This window comes from Flavobacterium sp. MR2016-29 (genome assembly GCF_015350695.1).
Lineage (GTDB): Bacteria > Bacteroidota > Bacteroidia > Flavobacteriales > Flavobacteriaceae > Flavobacterium.
The window spans coordinates 304526-322981 of sequence record NZ_JADKPU010000003.1 but is presented as its reverse complement, the minus strand read 5'-3'; the positions used below and the strand labels follow the sequence as shown (position 1 = coordinate 322981).

Sequence of the window (18456 nt, the reverse complement as noted above, 5' to 3'; positions counted from 1 at the left end):
TTACCTTAATTAAGCTCATTCTTTTTGATTACTTTTGCATTATATTTTAAAATGATGAAAAATAAAAAAACTTTAGTTCTTGGTGCTACTACAAAACCAGAACGTTATGCTTTTAGAGCAATAAATATGTTGGTAGATAAAGGGCACTCTGTTTTGGCAATTGGTCAAAAAGCGGGTGAAGTGGCAGGTGTAAAAATTCACACTAAAGCCATTCCTGTTAAGAATATAGATACTGTTACTTTATATTTGAATCCTACTCGTCAGCGTGATTACTATAATTACATTATAGAAGCACAGCCCAAAAGAGTCGTTTTTAATCCAGGAACTGAAAATCCAGAATTATACCAATTGTTAGAATTGAATAATATTAAGGCTGAAGTTGCTTGTACATTGGTTTTATTGGCTACTAATCAATATTGATTTTAGTGGCTTCAAAGCCTTGTAAATCATTAAAAGTATTACTTTTGTCCCATGGAATTTTCATCAAAATTAATAGAAAAAGCAGTCAACGAAATGTCTCAATTGCCTGGAATTGGCAAAAGAACAGCTTTGCGATTGGTTCTCCATTTATTAAAACAGCCTAAAGAACAGACCGGTTTTTTATCGCAGGCATTATTAAATATGCGTGAGGATATTAAATTTTGCGAAAGCTGTAATAATATTTCAGATACAAAGGTTTGTGAAATTTGTGCAAATCAGGCAAGAAATCATCAGACTATTTGTGTAGTTGAGGATATTAGAGATGTAATGGCAATTGAAAATACAGGTCAATATAAAGGAATTTATCATGTTCTTGGAGGTAAAATTTCTCCAATTGAAGGTGTAGGTCCTAGTCAGTTAAATATTTCAAGTTTAGTTGAGAAAGTTAAATCTGGAAAAGTTATAGAGATTATTTTTGCGCTCAGTTCAACTATGGAGGGTGATACCACAAATTTCTATATTTACAAGCAAATTGCAGAAGCGGAAATTGTGATTTCTACCATAGCAAGAGGAATTTCTGTAGGAGATGAGTTGGAATATGCAGATGAAATTACACTCGGAAGAAGTATTTTGCATCGTGTTCCGTTTGAAAAAACTTTCAAAAACAATTAAATAAACCTAAATAAAGCATAGATTTTCTGAAGATTAAAGGAAAAACTATATTTGCGATAAATTTTCAATAATGACAAAAAAGAGCTTTTATTTATTACTATTGATCAGTACATTTTTTACATCTTGCATTCCAATAAAAGACTTGGTGTATTTGCAGGATAAAAATACTTCTGGAGAACAAAATACAATTGCTGCAGTTGAATCTAAGCCTTATAGATTGCAGGTAAATGATGTATTAAGTGTTTCTATAAAAGCGATTGATCCCAAATTAGTGTCTATTTTTAGCACTACTGGAGGAGGAGCTCCTCAATCAGAATCTGGTTTGTATTTTGATGGTTTTACAGTCGATGATCATGGTAACATCCGTATGCCAATTCTAGGAGAAATTAACGTTATAGGTTTTACCTTGGAAGAGGTAAGAATTAAAATTGAGAAAAAATTACTTGATGAATATTTTAAGAGCGAAGCCAATGTTTTTGTTACAGTTAAATTGGCTGGTTTTAGATATACTATAAATGGAGAGGTTGGAAGCACTGGAACAAAAACATTGTTTCAAGAGCATGTAAACATCATGGAAGCCATTGCAAATTCTGGTGATATTACAACTGTAGGAAATAGAAAAGCTGTAATGGTAATTCGCCAGACTCCTACAGGTGTACAAATGAATGAAATTGATCTTACAGATGTTAATGTAATGAAATCACCATATTATTATTTACAGCCAAACGACTATATTTACGTAAAACCATTGAGACAGAAAACGTGGGGAACGGGACAAACAGGTATACAATCTATAGGCACCATTATTACGCTATTATCATTGGCAACGACTGTTTATCTGATTATCAAAAATTAAAACTAAATTCAAAAGATGTTAGATATAAAAGATTTTTCGATTTTTGAAAATCATTCAAATTTTGATTTTAAAGGGTTTTTATTAAAAATTCTCAGTTACTGGAAATTATTCTTAATTAGTTTAATAATAGCTTTTTCGATAGCATATCACGTAAATATTCGTAAAGAAAAAATTTATGGAATGCAGACGATGGTTTCTATTAAAGAAGAAAGAAATCCTTTTTTTACATCAAACACTAGTTTAGTTTTTAATTGGGCCGGAATTTCAGATCAAGTAAATGGAATTTCTACAGTATTACAATCTAGATCTCACAATGAGTTGGTTGTAAGTAAATTACAGTTCTATATTGATTATCTTACACAAGGAGAATATAATTTGGTGGACTCCTACGGAGCAGTGCCTTTTTATGTAGATATTGATAAATCAAAAGGCCAGCTTGCAAATACATTAATTCGTATCAAATTTTTAAGTGCAAACGAGTATGAAATTCGTATTCCATTTGAAAGTCCTTCGGTTTCATTAATTACTTATTCTAATAATACTTATTCTAACACTGCTGTTCAGCCTGTCGAATTTGTGAAAAGATTTAAAGTTGGCGAACAGGTTTCTTTGCCCTTTTTAAATTTGAAATTGCAAATAAATGACAATCCAGGTTTGTATACAGGAAATGAGTATTTTATAAGGTTTAATGATTTTGACGGTACTGTGGCTAGCTATAGAGGAATAAGCGTTAACTCTGATGATAAGGGAGGTTCGATATTAACGTTAGGTCTTCAGGGTGCCAATAAAGCCAGAATGGTAGAATATTTGAATGCAACTGTAAAAATGTTGATCAAAATTCAGCTTGACGGTAAAAACCAATTTGCAACAAATACAATTGCATTTATTGACAGTACGCTTGTTGCAATGGAATCAGAATTAAAACAGACCGGCAATGAGCTGAAATCTTTTACAAAAAATAAAAACATATACGAAATTGAAGGCGGAGGAGCTAAGGTTTCTGATAAAATAATGGACTTTGATCTGGAAAAAGATCAGGTTTCTAGAAAAATTGCTTATTATAATTCTCTAAAAGCCTATTTAAATAATAGTGTAGACTATTCACGATTGCCGGCTCCATCTGTTGCAGGAATTGAAGATCCAAATATAATTGCAAGTATTTCGAAACTTATTGCTCTTTCTACTCAAAGATCAGAAATGGCATATGCTGTAAAAAGTGATAAGATTTTTAAAGATTTTGATAATCAAATTCAGGCTGTCAAAAATGTTTTACAAGAAAATATTGCTTCGGCCAAAGCTTCATTGCTGTATGATTTGTCCATGGTAAACGCTAAGATTGGCCAGGCAGAAAGTACTGTTAAAAGACTTCCCGAAGAACAGCAGGAATTATTAAAAATTAAAAGAAAATACGACTTAAACGATAATATTTATACTGAATTTTTGCAAAAAAGAAATGAAGCTGAGATTGTAAAAGCTTCTAACTTGTCAGATATTCATTTTATTGATCCCGCAAAAGATATTGGAGGAGGGCTTATTGGACCTAAGACTTCTGTAAATTATATATTGGCTTTGTTTCTTGGTTTTTTGATTCCATTATTATTTGTTTTTGGAATTTTCTTCATCAATAATTCAATTCAAAATGCAGATGATATCAGTAAGTTGACTCAAATACCTTTAATTGGCGTAATTGGGGTTAATAAAGGCGGGGTTAATTTAGCTGTTTTTGATAAGCCAAAGTCCGCGCTCTCTGAAGCTTTCAGAACCATTCGTTCTTCATTACAGTTTTTATATAAAAAACAGCAGGTCAGCGGTTCGAAAACTTTAATGATAACTTCTTCAATTAGTGGAGAAGGAAAAACATTTTGTTCTATAAATATTGCGACGGTTTTTGCATTAAGTGAAAAGAAGACAGTAATTATTGGGTTAGATCTTAGAAAACCAAGATTGGCAGATGAATTTAATCTTATAAATCATAAAGGCGTTGTAAATTATTTAATTAAGCAAAATACTTTAGCTGAAATTACAAATTCAACACCAATTCCAAATCTTGATGTTATACTTTCTGGGCCAATACCTCCAAATCCATCTGAATTGATTTTAAGTGATGCAATGAAAGAATTAATAGATGAGTTAAAAGAGAAGTATGATTATATTATTTTAGATACACCTCCGGTTGGTCTAGTTTCTGATGCTTTAGAATTAGCACAATATGCAGATGTAACGCTCTATATTGTCAGACAGAATTATACTAAAAAAGAAATGATAACGTTGCTGAATACAAGAATTAAGCGAGGTGAACTAAGCAATGCGAGTATTGTCTTAAATGGTTACGAGAACAAGGCTAAATACGGATCTGCTTACGGATACGGATATGGTTATGGAGCATATGCAAACGGATATCATGAAGAAGATAAGAAAACAGGATTTTTAGAATCTATTCTTAATAAATTCAATAGAAAATAATTGAAGTAATGAAAACATCAACTCAAAAAACAGTTTTAGTTACAGGTGGAGCTGGTTTTATTGGATCTAATTTATGTGAGTATTTTTTAAAAGCTGACTATAAAGTTATTTGCCTCGATAATTTTTCAACAGGTCATCGCCATAATTTGAAAGATTTTATAGAGAATATTAATTTTAAATTAATCGAAGGAGATATCCGAAATATTGCCGATTGTGTTTCAGCAGTTCAAGGAGTTGATTATGTTTTGCATCAAGCCGCTTTAGGATCTGTTCCAAGGTCTATAAATGATCCAATTACGACAAACGATGTTAATGTTTCTGGATTTTTAAACATGCTTACAGCTTCCCGTGATGCAAAAGTAAAACGTTTTATTTATGCGGCTAGTTCTTCAACTTATGGAGATTCAGTAGGATTGCCAAAAGTTGAAGATGTGATTGGAAAGCCATTATCACCATATGCCATTACAAAATATGTAAACGAATTATATGCTGAAATTTTCAGTAAAACATATGGTTTAGAAACTATTGGATTGCGTTATTTTAATGTTTTTGGAAGAAAACAAGATCCAAAAGGAGCGTATGCGGCCGTAATTCCGAAGTTTGTTATGCAATTGATGAATCATGAAAGTCCAGTTATAAATGGAGACGGAAATTATTCTCGCGATTTTACATATATTGATAATGTAATTCAAATGAATGAATTAGCAATGACAAGTCAAAATACAGAGGCGGTAAATACAGTTTACAATACAGCATTTGGCGATCGAAATACACTCAATGATTTGCTTGGATATTTAAAAAAATATTTATCTGAATTTGATTCGGAAATTGCTAATGTGAAGATCATTTATGGCGAAAATCGTGCAGGTGATATTCCGCATTCATTGGCAAGTATTGACAAAGCGAAAACAATGTTGGGTTATAATCCTAAATATTCATTACAGGAAGGTTTGAAAGAAGCAGTAAGTTGGTATTGGGAAAATTTGAAATAAGTCGAAGATTAAGATAATAGTAAATTAAATGAAAATTACAAAAATTTGTTGCATTGGCGCAGGTTATGTTGGAGGTCCAACAATGGCAGTAATTGCACAAAAATGTCCACATATTCAAGTCACTGTTGTCGATTTGAACGAACAAAGAATTAAAGATTGGAATGATCCCAATACAGATAACATTCCGATTTACGAACCGGGTTTATCAGAGATCGTAGCAGAGGCAAGAGATAGAAATCTTTTCTTTTCAACAGAAGTTGAGAAAGCAATTGATGAAGCTCAAGTAATTTTTATATCAGTAAATACCCCAACTAAAACCTATGGAAAAGGAAAAGGTATGGCGGCTGATTTAAAATATATCGAATTATGTGCAAGGCAAATTGCAAAAGTTGCGAAGCAAAATAAAATAGTTGTTGAAAAATCAACTTTGCCAGTTCGAACTGCTGAAGCAATAAAAAGTATTTTAGATAATACAGGAAATGGAGTTCAGTTTCAAATTTTATCAAATCCTGAATTTTTAGCAGAAGGAACAGCGGTTACAGATTTACTGAATCCGGACCGAATTTTAATTGGTGGAGATACAACTCCTGAAGGGCAAAATGCAATTAATGCGTTGGTCGATGTTTATGCAAACTGGGTCGAAAAAGATAAAATTTTAACTACGAATGTTTGGTCGTCAGAATTGTCTAAGCTTACGGCTAATGCATTTTTGGCACAGCGTATTTCTTCTATAAATGCAATGTCAGAATTGTGTGAAAAAACCGGTGCAGATGTAACTGAAGTAGCAAGAGCAATCGGTATGGATAGCAGAATTGGTTCTAAGTTTCTTAAAGCTTCTGTTGGTTTTGGAGGTTCTTGTTTTCAGAAAGATATTTTAAACTTAGTCTATATTGCAAAATCATATGGATTAAATGAAGTTGCAGATTATTGGGAGCAAGTAATCATAATGAATGATCATCAAAAAAGAAGATTTTCTAATAAAATTGTTCAGACTTTATATAATACAGTTGCAGATAAGAAAATAACATTTTTAGGTTGGGCTTTCAAAAAAGACACAAACGACACACGTGAGTCTGCGGCTATTTATGTTGCAGATGATTTAATAAACGAACAGGCTAAAATCTCAGTTTACGATCCTAAGGTTTCAAGAAATAAAATGTTGAGTGATTTGGATTATTTGCATACAAGATCAAATGAAGATAATAGCAATTCATTAGCAATATTCGACAATGCTTATGAAGCTTGCAAAGGATCGCACGCTATTGCTGTTTTAACAGAATGGGATGAGTTTGCAACTTACGATTGGAAAAAAATCTATGATTCGATGCACAAGCCAGCATTTCTTTTTGACGGCCGAAATATTTTGAATGCAAAAGAAGTTGAAGCAATTGGATTTATTTATAAAGGAATAGGTTCTTAGTTGAAGATAATATTGAAATAAATAATATGAAATGAATAGGGAAGAAGTTTAGAAATTTATTTCAATAAAGAGAAAAATTATGACTTGGTATGTTTTGTATACAAAGCCTAAATGGGAGAAAAAAGTTGCGGAGAAGCTTACGCAAAATGGGATTGAGTGCTACTGTCCATTAATAACTCAAGTGAAACAATGGTCAGATAGAAAGAAAAAGATTGAAGTGCCGCTTTTCAATTCTTATGTTTTTGTACAATTATCAGATTCAGAACGAAATTCAGTATTTACGGTTCCGGGTGTTGTTCGATATTTATTTTGGCTTGGAAAGCCAGCCATTGTAAGAGATGAGGAAATAAATGTTATCAAAACAAGTCTGAAGAGTTTAAATATTAGTGATATATCAGTAAGATCAATTCAGGTTGGCGATAGAATAAAATTGGATTCAGGAGCATTCAATAACCAAGATGCAATTGTTCAGGAAATTTCTAATACACAGTATATTTTAGTACTGGAATCTTTAGGGTGTGTGTTAAAAATAAAATATAAGTAAAATTTAACTTTAAATTTTTAACTTATTTTTAAATGAAAAGAAGATAAAATCTCTCTGATTTGAGGTTTTATCTTCTTTTTTTTTAGCTATTCTACTTTTTATATGCTGATAGATAGTAGTTTGATTATTTTTTGTTTTTTTTAACCAGTAGATTTTTGATGTTTACGGGAAACCGTATTGAATAAATTGACTTAATATGTTATATTTGCCGCAAATGATTTTAGAATACCTGTGTCAATTTTTTGTGACTCAGGATGGCGAAGCCGTGAATTGTAATGAGTGAATTGAATAAAAAAGACTACAAAATTGAATCAAAATATTAAAATAGCTGTTATAGGTTTAGGTTATGTTGGTCTTCCTTTGGCTAGGCTATTTGGTACAAAATATTCTGTTGTAGGTTTTGATATAAACGAATTAAGAGTGGCTTCTTTAAAATCAGGAACAGATTCTACACTAGAAGTTGATGATGTAACCTTGCAGAAGGTACTAATTAATAGTCCAAATGATGAAAAAGGATTGTATTGTACCACTTCTTTAAATGATATAGCAGATTGTAACTATTTTATAATAACAGTTCCAACCCCTGTTGATAAAAATAATCGTCCAGATTTAACTCCTTTATATAAATCGAGCGAATCAGTCGGAAAAGTTTTAAAAAAGGGTGATATCGTAATTTATGAATCTACCGTTTATCCAGGAGTTACAGAAGAACAATGTGTGCCTGTTTTAGAAAAAATTTCAGGACTTAAATTTAATCAAGATTTTTTTGCAGGATATTCTCCAGAACGAATTAATCCAGGTGATAAAGAGCATACTGTAGAGAAGATTTTGAAAGTAACTTCAGGTTCAACTCCTGAAATAGGATTAAAAGTTGATAAATTATATAAATCCGTTATTACAGCGGGAACTCATTTAGCTCCTTCGATAAAAGTTGCAGAAGCGGCAAAGGTTATAGAGAATTCTCAAAGAGATATTAATATTGCTTTTGTAAATGAATTGGCTAAAATATTCAATTTAATGAATATTGATACTCAGGAAGTATTAGCAGCTGCATCTACAAAATGGAATTTCCTTCCTTTTAAACCAGGTTTAGTGGGAGGACATTGTATAGGAGTTGATCCCTATTATTTAGCACAAAGAGCACAAGAATTTGGCTACCATCCTGAAATAATTTTAGCAGGACGACGTTTAAATGACAGTATGGGTGAATACATTGCGTCTCAAGTTGTTAAGTTGATGATAAAAAAAGGTATTTCTGTTAATGGAGCAGAGCTATTAATGCTTGGAATTACTTTTAAAGAAAATTGCCCAGACGTTAGAAATACTAAAATTGTTGATGTAGTAAAAGCATTAACAGAATACGGAATCTCGGTCACCATATATGATCCGCTAGCTAATGCAAATGATGTAAAAAAAGAGTATAATTTAGTAACAATTAACTCTGTTCCGAATAATAAATTTGACGCAATTGTTCTAGGAGTTGCTCATGCAGAATTTTTAGAATTAAATTTTAATGAATTGCAAAAAACAAATAGTTTATTATACGATGTAAAAGGAGTTTTAGGAGCTATAGCTGATAACAGATTATAGTAACTATAAACCCTTTTTTTATTTACAGAAAAAAATGGAGAAAAATAATTCAATTATACATGTAATTTTAACGGGAGGCGTAGGTAGCAGGTTATGGCCTCTTTCTCGTAAAAGTCAACCCAAACAATATTTGGAAATATTTGAAGGTAAGTCATTGTTTGAAATGACAGTAGATCGTAATAGCAGTCTTGCTGATAATGTAATGGTTGTTGGTAACGTTGATAATCATCACTTAAGTGAAAAAGTGATGAATAAGTCTAAGACATCATATGTAAATATTGTTGAATCTACACCTAGAAATACGGCGGCGGCTATCGCTTTCGCCGCATTTGCATCTAACCCAGAAGACATATTAATTGTAACACCTTCAGATCATATTATTGATAAGATCGAAGATTACAATACTTCAATAAATGAGGCCATTTTAAAAGCTCAGGAAGGGTTTATTGTTACTTTTGGGATTATTCCGACTAAACCAGAAACTGGTTATGGCTATATTGAATCAAAAGGAGACAAAGTTATTTCTTTTCGAGAAAAACCTAATAAAACAACTGCTAAAGAATTTATTTCTCGAGGTAATTTTTTATGGAATAGTGGAATGTTTTGTTTTAAAGCGGGTGTTCTTTTAGAAGAACTTAAACAATTTCAGCCTGATATTTATGAAAAATCGAAGTCAGTATGGGAATCTTCTAAAGATGGTTTTTTAGATTTAGACTTATCACTTGAGATACCTTCTTTAAGTATAGATTATGCTGTAATGGAGCGCAGTAAAAAAATTAAAGTAGTTCCTGCCTCTTTTTCTTGGTCAGATTTAGGATCATTTGAATCAGTTTATGACTATTTAGTTTCTAAAGGACATACAGTTGATAAAAATGGGAATATGGTTATAGGAAGTGAAAAACATACTGTGTTTTTAGGATTAAAAAATACTATTTTTGTGTATACAGATACAGCTAACTTAATTTTACAAAAGGAAAATTCACAGGATGTAAAGGATATTTATAGTGAATTGGAAAAGCTGAATTCAGATTTATTAAATTAATTTTAAAATTTTAAATGAAAAAAATTCTTATAACAGGAGGTGCTGGTTTTATTGGATCACACGTAGTAAGACGATTTGTAAATAAATATCCAGACTATCAAATATTCAATTTGGATGCCTTGACATATGCTGGAAATTTAGAGAATATTAAAGATATTGAAAATCAGTCTAATTATCATTTTGTAAAAGGAGATATAGTCAATGAAGCTTTTATTAATGAACTTTTTTTAACATATAATTTTGATGGTATACTGCACCTAGCTGCAGAATCTCATGTTGACCGCTCAATTGAAGATCCTTTAGCTTTTGTAAAAACAAATGTTATCGGCACTATGAATTTGCTTAATGCAGCAAAAAATCAATGGAAAGATAATTTTGAAGGCAAAAGATTTTACCATATTAGCACTGATGAAGTATATGGTTCACTAGGAACAGAAGGGCTTTTTACAGAAACAACTCCTTATGACCCAAATTCACCATATTCAGCTTCTAAAGCAAGTTCGGATCATTTTGTTAGAGCTTACGGTGAAACATATGGATTGCCTTATGTGTTAACTAATTGTTCTAATAATTATGGTTCATACCATTTTCCTGAAAAATTAATTCCACTTTTTATAAATAATATTATTAATAATAAGCCACTTCCTGTTTATGGAGATGGTAATTATACTCGCGATTGGCTGTTTGTGGAAGATCATGCGATTGCTATAGATTTAGTTTTTCATGAGGGAAAAAACCATGATACTTATAATATTGGCGGTTTCAATGAATGGAAAAATATTGATTTGGTTAAATTATTGTGCCAAATTATGGATCAAAAATTAGGAAGAAGCGAGGGGACTTCTGAAAAGTTAATTACTTATGTAAAAGATAGACCAGGACATGATTTACGTTATGCGATAGATGCTTCAAAAATTAATAAAGAGCTTGGATGGAAGCCTTCTGTCACTTTTGAAGAAGGATTAGAGAAAACTATAAATTGGTATTTGAATAATGAAGAGTGGCTGCAAAATGTAACATCAGGTTCATATAAAGATTATTACCAAAAACAATATTCGTAAAAAAAACAATTTAAATTAAGACTTTATTTAACGGTTAAAGTTATAAATCGACATGAAAAAAATCACGTACGTTCTTACCCTATTTTTAATTTTATTGTTGTCTTATAATGCAAATGCACAAGATATACTTAAATCTAAAGATTTAAGTACTGTAAAAGTAGATTATTTATCAGATGATGACTTAGCTAAAATTAGTGCACAATTAAAAAGCAATAATACAACTATAGATCAAGTTGAACCTTTAGTACTCTCTAAGGGAATGAGTCAAGTAGAATTTGATAAATTAAGAATCAAACTAAATGAGTTCTCTAAAAAGAACGCTAGAGGGAATGATCAAAAACTAAAAGTTCAGGAAGGTCAAAATGGATCAGGAAGAAAACAAGAGGTAATCATTAATGAAAAAGTAAAAGACTCAACCAATGCATTAATTTTTGGTTCAGAATTATTTGACAACCCTACATTGAACTTTGAACCAGACTTAAAGCTGGCTACTCCAATGAATTATATTTTAGGGCCAGGTGATGAACTACAGGTTAGTGTTTATGGAGTTCAAGAATATAATGCAAGTATACCAGTTAGTGTTGAAGGTAAAATAACGATTGATTACGTAGGGCAAATTTCTGTTTCAGGGATGTCCATAGAAGCAGCAACTCAAAAAATAAAGGCATCGATTGCAAGGGTATACAGTACAGTCAACTCTGGGCAATCTCAAGTAAGTGTAAGCTTAAGTCGAATTCGTACAATTAAAGTTACTATTGTAGGAGGTAAGCAGCCGGGTAATTATTCAATTTCGTCTTTGGCAACAGTTTACAATGCCCTGCATTTAGCAGGTGGCCCCGGTAAAAATGGAAGTTATAGAAATATTGAATTAATCAGGAATAACAAAGTTTATAGAAATGTTGATATCTATAAGTTTTTAGTTAAAGGAGATCAATCAGATAATGTTAGCTTAAAAGATAATGATGTAATTAGAATTCCAGCATATAGTCAAAGAGTAACAGTTGAAGGAGAAGTGAAACGTCCAGGAATTTTTGAAATGAAAAAAGGAGAAACATTCACCGATTTATTAAATTTTGCATCAGGCTTCAATGAATTTGCGTATACAGCATCTGTTAATGTAGTGCAAAAAACAGGTAAAGAATTTAAAGTTCACGATATTAATGAGAGTGAATACAATTCTTATTCGCCACAATCGGGAGATGTTTTTAGGGTTACTAAAATTTTAAATCGATTTGAAAATCGAATTAAAATTGAAGGAGCAGTTTTTCGTCCGGATTATTATTCATACAGTGAAGGAATGCGAATCTCTGATCTTGTCACAAGAGCTGAAGGGCTTAAAGAAGATGCTTACACTAAAAGAGCAAGGATAATTCGATTAAAAACAGATTTAACTACAGAAATAGTAAATATAGATTTAAGCGCAGCTTTATCAGGAGATTTAAATGCTGATATTGAATTAAGAAGAGAGGATATTGTAACTGTTTATTCTATATTAGATTTTAGAGAAGAATATAAAGTAACAATTGATGGTGAAGTTAAAAATCCAGGAGAATATGAATACTTTGAAAATTTAACTTTAAATGATTTAGTAGTACAAGTAGGAGGTTTAACTGGTTCGGCATCAAAGAGAGTTGAGATTGCCCGAATGGTCAAATCTGATATAATAGACGATGCAGATCCTAAAAGAGTTGAATTAATTGAGCTTGAAATAACAGCTGATAATAATGAGCAAATTAAAAATTTCGTTCTAAAACCTTTTGATGTTATTAATATACGAAGGATTGCTGTATATGAAAAACCGCAAATGGTTACTGTTGCTGGAGCTGTTGGATATCCAGGCAAATATGTGCTAGCAAATAAAAAAGAAACAGTCTATAATATTGTGATGAGAGCTGGGGGATTAACTTCTATAGCAAATTTAGAAGGAATGAAAATTAAAAGACCAATTAAGCAAGAACAGATTGATAAAATAGAAAGTGTTGACTTAAATTTGTCGAAAAATGATACATTAAAAGACAAATTAACGAAAAAACTTAAGGAAGAATTAAAATATGCTACTATTCCAGTTAATTGGGAAAAAATTGTAAAAGACAAAAACCACTATTCTAATGTTACATTATTTCCTGGGGACGAAATTGAAGTAGCAGTTTATAATGAAGGTGTAAAAGTTACTGGTAACGTCTTATTGACTTCTGAAATTCCATTTAGAAGCGGAAAAGGATTTAAATATTACATTAATGCCGTTGGAGGTGTAGATAGTAAGGGATGGAAGAGAAAAGCATATATCATTTATCCTAATGGAAAGGCCTCTGTAACATCATCATTTCTGTTTTTTAGGTCTTATCCAAAAGTTGAACCAGATTCACAAATTGTAGTGCCAGAAAAACCAGAAACAAAGAAAATGACAGCGGGAGAATGGGTAAGTATAGGTAGTATTCTGACTACTTTAGCGGTATTAATAGTTACAACTTTTAAATAATTTTTAATGCAAAATGAAACTATTGAAAGCGATGAAATATCGCTAAAAGAATTAATTAAAAAAGCAAGAGAATGGTCTAGCTATTTATATGCAAAGTGGAAAATTATTTTATTAGCAGTAATTATTGGAGCATGTTTAGGACTATCTTACTCTTTGATTAAAAAACCTATATATACTGCTAGTTTGTCATTTGCTTTAGAAGATGAAAGAGGAGGATCTGGTGGTATAGGTGGAGCTTTAGGATTAGCCAGTTCGTTTGGATTAGATATAGGAGGAAGCGGAGGTGGAATTTTTAGTAGTTCTAATTTGGTAGAATTATTTAAATCAAGAACAATGGTTGAAAAAACATTATTATCTCCGGTAAACATAAATGGTAAAATATTTTCTTTAGCTGAAATGTATATCCAGAATAATAAATGGAGAGATAAATGGGATAAAAATCCAAAACTTGCCTCTGTAAAATTTTTACCAAATAGCGACAGAACTTTGTTTACTAGGATACAAGATAGTATCATAGGAGTAATGTATCAGAATTTATCGAAGAAGGGCTTGTTAGTTGGGCAAAAAGATAAAAAAGTGTCAATAATAAATATTGATGTTTCCTCTACAAATGAATTGTTTTCCAAATATTTTTGTGAAGCTTTAGCTAAGCAGGTAGGGACATTTTATGTTGAAACAAAAAGCAAAAAAGCGAGATTGAATATGGCTATTTTAGAACGCCAAGTTGATTCTATTCGTGGAGAACTTAATGGCGCAATTACTGGAGTAGCAGTAGCGAATGATAATACTTTTAATTTAAATCCAGCTCTAAATGTTCGACGAGCTCCCTCAGCCAGAAGACAAGTTGATGTTCAGGCCAATACAGCTATACTTACAGAATTAGTTAAGCAAGCGGAGCTAGCTAAAGTTACTCTACGAAAAGAAACACCTTTAATTCAGGTTATCGACAGGCCAATTTTGCCTTTGCCTAAAGAACGTTTTGGAGAAGTAAAAGGATTGATTTTAGGAGGTTTTTTAGCAGGATTTATTGCTGTTATCTTTTTAATTTTTAAAAGGCTATTTACATATTTGTCGTAAATAATTTACTTGATTAAAATGAAAAATTATACTTTAAAAGTTCAAGAAGTTAGAAAGGAAACTGACGATACTGTTACTATCTGTTTTAAACAGCCAGGATTAAAGAAAATAAAATATTTCGCGGGTCAGTATTTAACTCTTCAATTTAGAATAAACGGAAGAAGGTATATTCGGCCTTATTCTTTTTCATCTTCTCCTTTAATTGATTCATCACTGAATGTTACAATAAAGAGAGTTCCAAGAGGTATTGTCTCTAATTATATTAATGACCATATAAAAGTTGATGATGTAATTGAGGTGCAAGAGCCACTAGGTGATTTTATATTTCATGATGATAATGATTTATTAAAATCAGTAATGTTTTGGGGTGTAGGTAGTGGAATTACACCTCTTTTTTCAATGATAAAAGAGCTATTAATTGTTCATGCAACAATTAATATTTTTTTGGTTTATGGAAATAAATCAAAAAAATCAGTAATTTTTTACAATGAGCTAGAAAAACTTAGATTAACTTACTCAGATCGTTTTAAAATATATTATTTCTACTCAAAAGAAGAATTTTTTGATGACGAATCACACAATTTTAGAGGACGAATTAATTCTAATTTTGTTAGTGATTTAGTCAAAAAAAATATTGAACCAACTAGACACTATGTATGTGGGCCAATTGGATTAAAAAACATAATTAAAGAATCATTATTAAATCTATCAGGAAATTTAGATAATTTATTTAGTGAAGACTTTGAAATTATTAAAAACCCAGAAGATTTCAAGGCAATACTTGATCAAGAAATTACATTAAGTTTTCAAGGGAATCAAAATAAAATTGTAATAAATAAAGGTAATTCGATATTAGAGGAAGCATTAGAAGCGGGCCTTGAACTACCCTATTCATGTCAAACAGGAAATTGCAGTACATGTAAAGCGACTCTTAAATCAGGAGAGTTGAAAATGATTGGATTGAGCAAGCCTAGAACAGATTTGAATGAAAATGAATATTTATTATGTTGTAGTTATCCTGTGACTAACAATGTTTGTGTTGAAATATAATAACCATAAATAACAATATATAATAATGAAAGTAGTAATTTTTGCAGGTGGTTTTGGAACACGCCTTATGGAAGAAACCGAAGCCAGACCAAAACCGATGGTAGAGATTGGTGGGAAACCTATTTTATGGCATATTTTAAAAATGTACGAGCAACATGGTTATAATGAGTTCGTCATCTGTTTAGGATATAAGGCAACTTTTATTAAGGAATATTTCTATAATTATTATTTGCACAATTCTGACGTAACAATTGAATTAGCCAATAATAATATAAATGTTCACTATTCAGAAACCGAATCTTTCAAGGTAACATTGATAGATACAGGTTTAAATACCAATACTGCAGGAAGATTAAAACGGATTCAAAAATATGTAAAGGATGAAACTTTTATGCTTACTTATGGAGATGGTGTAGCAGATGTTAATTTGTCTGAATTACTTAAGTTTCATAAGTCACATGGGAGATTAGCTACGCTGACAAGTGTACAGGTTCCAGGTCGATTTGGTAATTTAGAAATCGGTACTGAAGGGGAGGTTGATAGTTTTATAGAAAAACCAGCTGGTGATGGAATGTGGATTAATGGTGGTTTTTTTGTTTTAGAACCTGGTATATTTAAATATCTTGAAGATGATGTTGAAGATATACAATGGGAAAAAGAACCACTGGGAGCTATTGCTAAAGATCAGCAATTGGCTGCTTACAAGCACGATGGTTTTTGGAAATGTATGGATGCATTAAGAGATAGGGTAGAACTTGAAGCGATGTGGAGTTCCGGAAATGCAAAATGGAAAACATGGTAAATTCATTATTTGAAACATTAAGAGAATCTTATAATGGAAAAAAGGTTTTTTTAACAGGACATACCGGTTTTAAAGGGGCTTGGATGTTAAAGACATTATCTTTATTAGGAGCTGAAGTAAAAGGTTATGCTTTAGAACCTCAAACTAAAGATGATTTATTTAATCTTATTGAAGGTGAAAATATATGCGATTCAATAATCGCAGACTTGAGAGATAAAATAAGGTTAGAGAAAGAATTAGTTGATTTTCAACCGGATTTTGTTTTCCATTTAGCAGCGCAACCGTTAGTTCGTCTATCTTATGAAATACCAGCAGAAACTTTTGAAGTAAATGTTATAGGTACAGCTAATGTTTTAGATGCAGTTAGGGTTTTAGAAAAAAAATGTGGTGTAATATTAATAACTACTGATAAAGTTTACCATAATAATGAATGGCTTTATCCTTATCGTGAGAATGATAGACTAGGAGGATACGATCCATACAGTGCAAGTAAAGCTTGTGCTGAATTAGTAATAGACTCCTACAGAAGTTCGTTTTTTAATAGCAAAACATACAATCTGCACCAAAAAGCGATTGCTGTAGCAAGAGCTGGTAACGTCATTGGTGGGGGAGATTGGTCAAAGGATCGCTTGATACCGGATATTGCAAAAGCTTTTGCAACTGACAAACCGGTTATTATTAGAAACCCTAAATCAGTAAGGCCTTGGCAACATGTATTGGAGCCCATAATTGGTTACTTATTATTAGGAGCTAAATTATACTCAGAACCGTTGCAATTTAATCAGGCTTATAATTTTGGACCTCATGTATCTGATGCACTTCCGGTAGAAGACATGCTTAAATTAGCAATTAAAAGTTGGGGAAAAGGAGAGTTTATAGTAGAAATAAATGAAAATCACCCTCACGAGGCAGGATTGTTGAAACTTGATATTAGCAAAGCTTTAAATGAATTAAATTGGGAACCAAAATTAAATGCAGCTAAGGCTGTTAATATGACTATGGATTGGTATAATCAATTTTCGGAAAAAAAAGAGGAAATTAATTTATTTACAGAATCTCAAATTAAAGTATTTCTAAATGCGTAATGTTTTAATTACTGGAATTACTGGTTTTTTAGGTTCTCATATAGCTGAAAATTTAATTTCTAATAATATTAATGTAGTTGGTTTAAAGCGTGAAAATTCTGACTTATGGAGGTGTGACGAAATTAAAGATAAAGTTGTTTGGGTAGATATTCCCAAGAACGGATCTTTAAAATCGCTAACGAATTATTCTTTTGATACAATTATTCATGCTGCTTGGATTGGTGTTGAATCAAATGATAGGGATAACTGGATTGAGCAAAGTAAAAACGTTACCTTTTTTGTAGAGTTGTTAGAGATTGCTAAAGTTTTACAAGTAAAAAAAATAATATTTTTAGGTTCACAAGCTGAATACGGTATTATAAATAGTAAAATATATGAAGATTTTGAAACAAATGCTTTAAACGCATATGCTGCTACTAAATTGGCCTGTTTGGAAATTTTAAAAAGTTTTTCGTCAATAAATAATATAAATTGGATTTGGCTTAGGTTATTTTCGGTATTTGGTGAAAAAGAAAATTCAAATTGGTTAATCCCATCTTTGGTAAATTCAATGCTAAATAAAAATGAGATGGATTTTACTTTAGGAGAGCAGAAATACGCTTACTTATATGTCAAGGATTTTGCTGAGATAATCAATCGAATCGTAGTAAAAGACATTGAGTCTGGAGTATATAATATTTCTTCTAGTGAAACTAGAACTATAAGGTCTTTAATTGAAGATATAAAAAACCTTATTAATCCAGAGTTTGTTTTAAATTTTGGAGTTTTAAATTATAGATCCGGGCAATCAATGCATATGGAAGGTAATATGCAGAAATTGAGCGCCCAAATTGGAAAAATTCAATTTTCTAATTATAATATTGCTTTACAAAATACTTTAAATTATTATTTAAAAAAATAAAA

Annotated in this window: 16 protein-coding genes; all 16 read left to right on the top strand. The window is 31.3% G+C overall.

The window, feature by feature from the left end; genetic code table 11:
- Positions 1–54: 54 nt before the first annotated feature.
- Entirely contained in the window at positions 55–420 is a 366-nt protein-coding gene (locus tag IR010_RS10260) for a CoA-binding protein (RefSeq protein WP_194568748.1), read from the top strand.
- Positions 421–471: 51 nt separating this feature from the next.
- Positions 472–1092 (top strand): recombination mediator RecR, encoded by a 621-nt coding sequence (gene recR / locus IR010_RS10255; protein ID WP_029272065.1) that lies wholly within the window; start codon positions 472–474, stop codon positions 1090–1092.
- A 70-nt stretch (positions 1093–1162) separates the two neighbouring features.
- On the top strand, positions 1163–1948 hold the full coding sequence (locus tag IR010_RS10250; RefSeq protein WP_029272066.1) for a polysaccharide biosynthesis/export family protein: 786 nt from the start codon (positions 1163–1165) through the stop codon (positions 1946–1948).
- A 15-nt stretch (positions 1949–1963) separates the two neighbouring features.
- Complete coding sequence (locus IR010_RS10245) at positions 1964–4411, top strand: polysaccharide biosynthesis tyrosine autokinase (protein WP_194603581.1); 2448 nt, start codon at positions 1964–1966, stop codon at positions 4409–4411.
- Between the two features lie 8 nt (positions 4412–4419).
- The gene (locus tag IR010_RS10240) at positions 4420–5403 is read left to right on the top strand and encodes an SDR family oxidoreductase (protein WP_194603577.1); all 984 of its coding nucleotides are present in this window, start codon (positions 4420–4422) and stop codon (positions 5401–5403) included.
- A gap of 28 nt (positions 5404–5431) precedes the next feature.
- Entirely contained in the window at positions 5432–6823 is a 1392-nt protein-coding gene (locus IR010_RS10235; protein ID WP_194603574.1) for a UDP-glucose 6-dehydrogenase, read from the top strand.
- A 79-nt stretch (positions 6824–6902) separates the two neighbouring features.
- Positions 6903–7367, top strand: coding sequence for a UpxY family transcription antiterminator (locus tag IR010_RS10230; RefSeq protein ID WP_194603571.1), 465 nt, complete (start codon positions 6903–6905; stop codon positions 7365–7367).
- A gap of 306 nt (positions 7368–7673) precedes the next feature.
- Entirely contained in the window at positions 7674–8957 is a 1284-nt protein-coding gene (locus tag IR010_RS10225; RefSeq protein ID WP_194603568.1) for a nucleotide sugar dehydrogenase, read from the top strand.
- A gap of 34 nt (positions 8958–8991) precedes the next feature.
- The gene (locus IR010_RS10220; RefSeq protein ID WP_194603565.1) at positions 8992–9999 is read left to right on the top strand and encodes a mannose-1-phosphate guanylyltransferase; all 1008 of its coding nucleotides are present in this window, start codon (positions 8992–8994) and stop codon (positions 9997–9999) included.
- Between the two features lie 14 nt (positions 10000–10013).
- Complete coding sequence (rfbB, locus tag IR010_RS10215) at positions 10014–11060, top strand: dTDP-glucose 4,6-dehydratase (RefSeq protein WP_194603563.1); 1047 nt, start codon at positions 10014–10016, stop codon at positions 11058–11060.
- 52 nt (positions 11061–11112) lie between these two features.
- On the top strand, positions 11113–13539 hold the full coding sequence (locus IR010_RS10210) for an SLBB domain-containing protein (RefSeq protein WP_194603560.1): 2427 nt from the start codon (positions 11113–11115) through the stop codon (positions 13537–13539).
- 6 nt (positions 13540–13545) lie between these two features.
- Positions 13546–14616 (top strand): Wzz/FepE/Etk N-terminal domain-containing protein, encoded by a 1071-nt coding sequence (locus IR010_RS10205; RefSeq protein ID WP_194603557.1) that lies wholly within the window; start codon positions 13546–13548, stop codon positions 14614–14616.
- Between the two features lie 18 nt (positions 14617–14634).
- A complete protein-coding gene (locus IR010_RS10200; protein WP_194603554.1) occupies positions 14635–15666 on the top strand; it encodes a flavin reductase family protein in 1032 nt (343 codons plus the stop codon).
- 25 nt (positions 15667–15691) lie between these two features.
- Entirely contained in the window at positions 15692–16468 is a 777-nt protein-coding gene (rfbF, locus tag IR010_RS10195) for a glucose-1-phosphate cytidylyltransferase (RefSeq protein WP_194603551.1), read from the top strand.
- On the top strand, positions 16462–17553 hold the full coding sequence (gene rfbG / locus IR010_RS10190) for a CDP-glucose 4,6-dehydratase (protein ID WP_228515138.1): 1092 nt from the start codon (positions 16462–16464) through the stop codon (positions 17551–17553). Before rfbF ends, rfbG begins: the two co-directional genes overlap by 7 nt.
- Entirely contained in the window at positions 17546–18454 is a 909-nt protein-coding gene (locus IR010_RS10185; RefSeq protein WP_194603545.1) for an NAD-dependent epimerase/dehydratase family protein, read from the top strand. The genes rfbG and IR010_RS10185 overlap by 8 nt, the downstream gene beginning before the upstream one ends.
- The last annotated feature ends 2 nt before the right edge of the window (positions 18455–18456 follow it).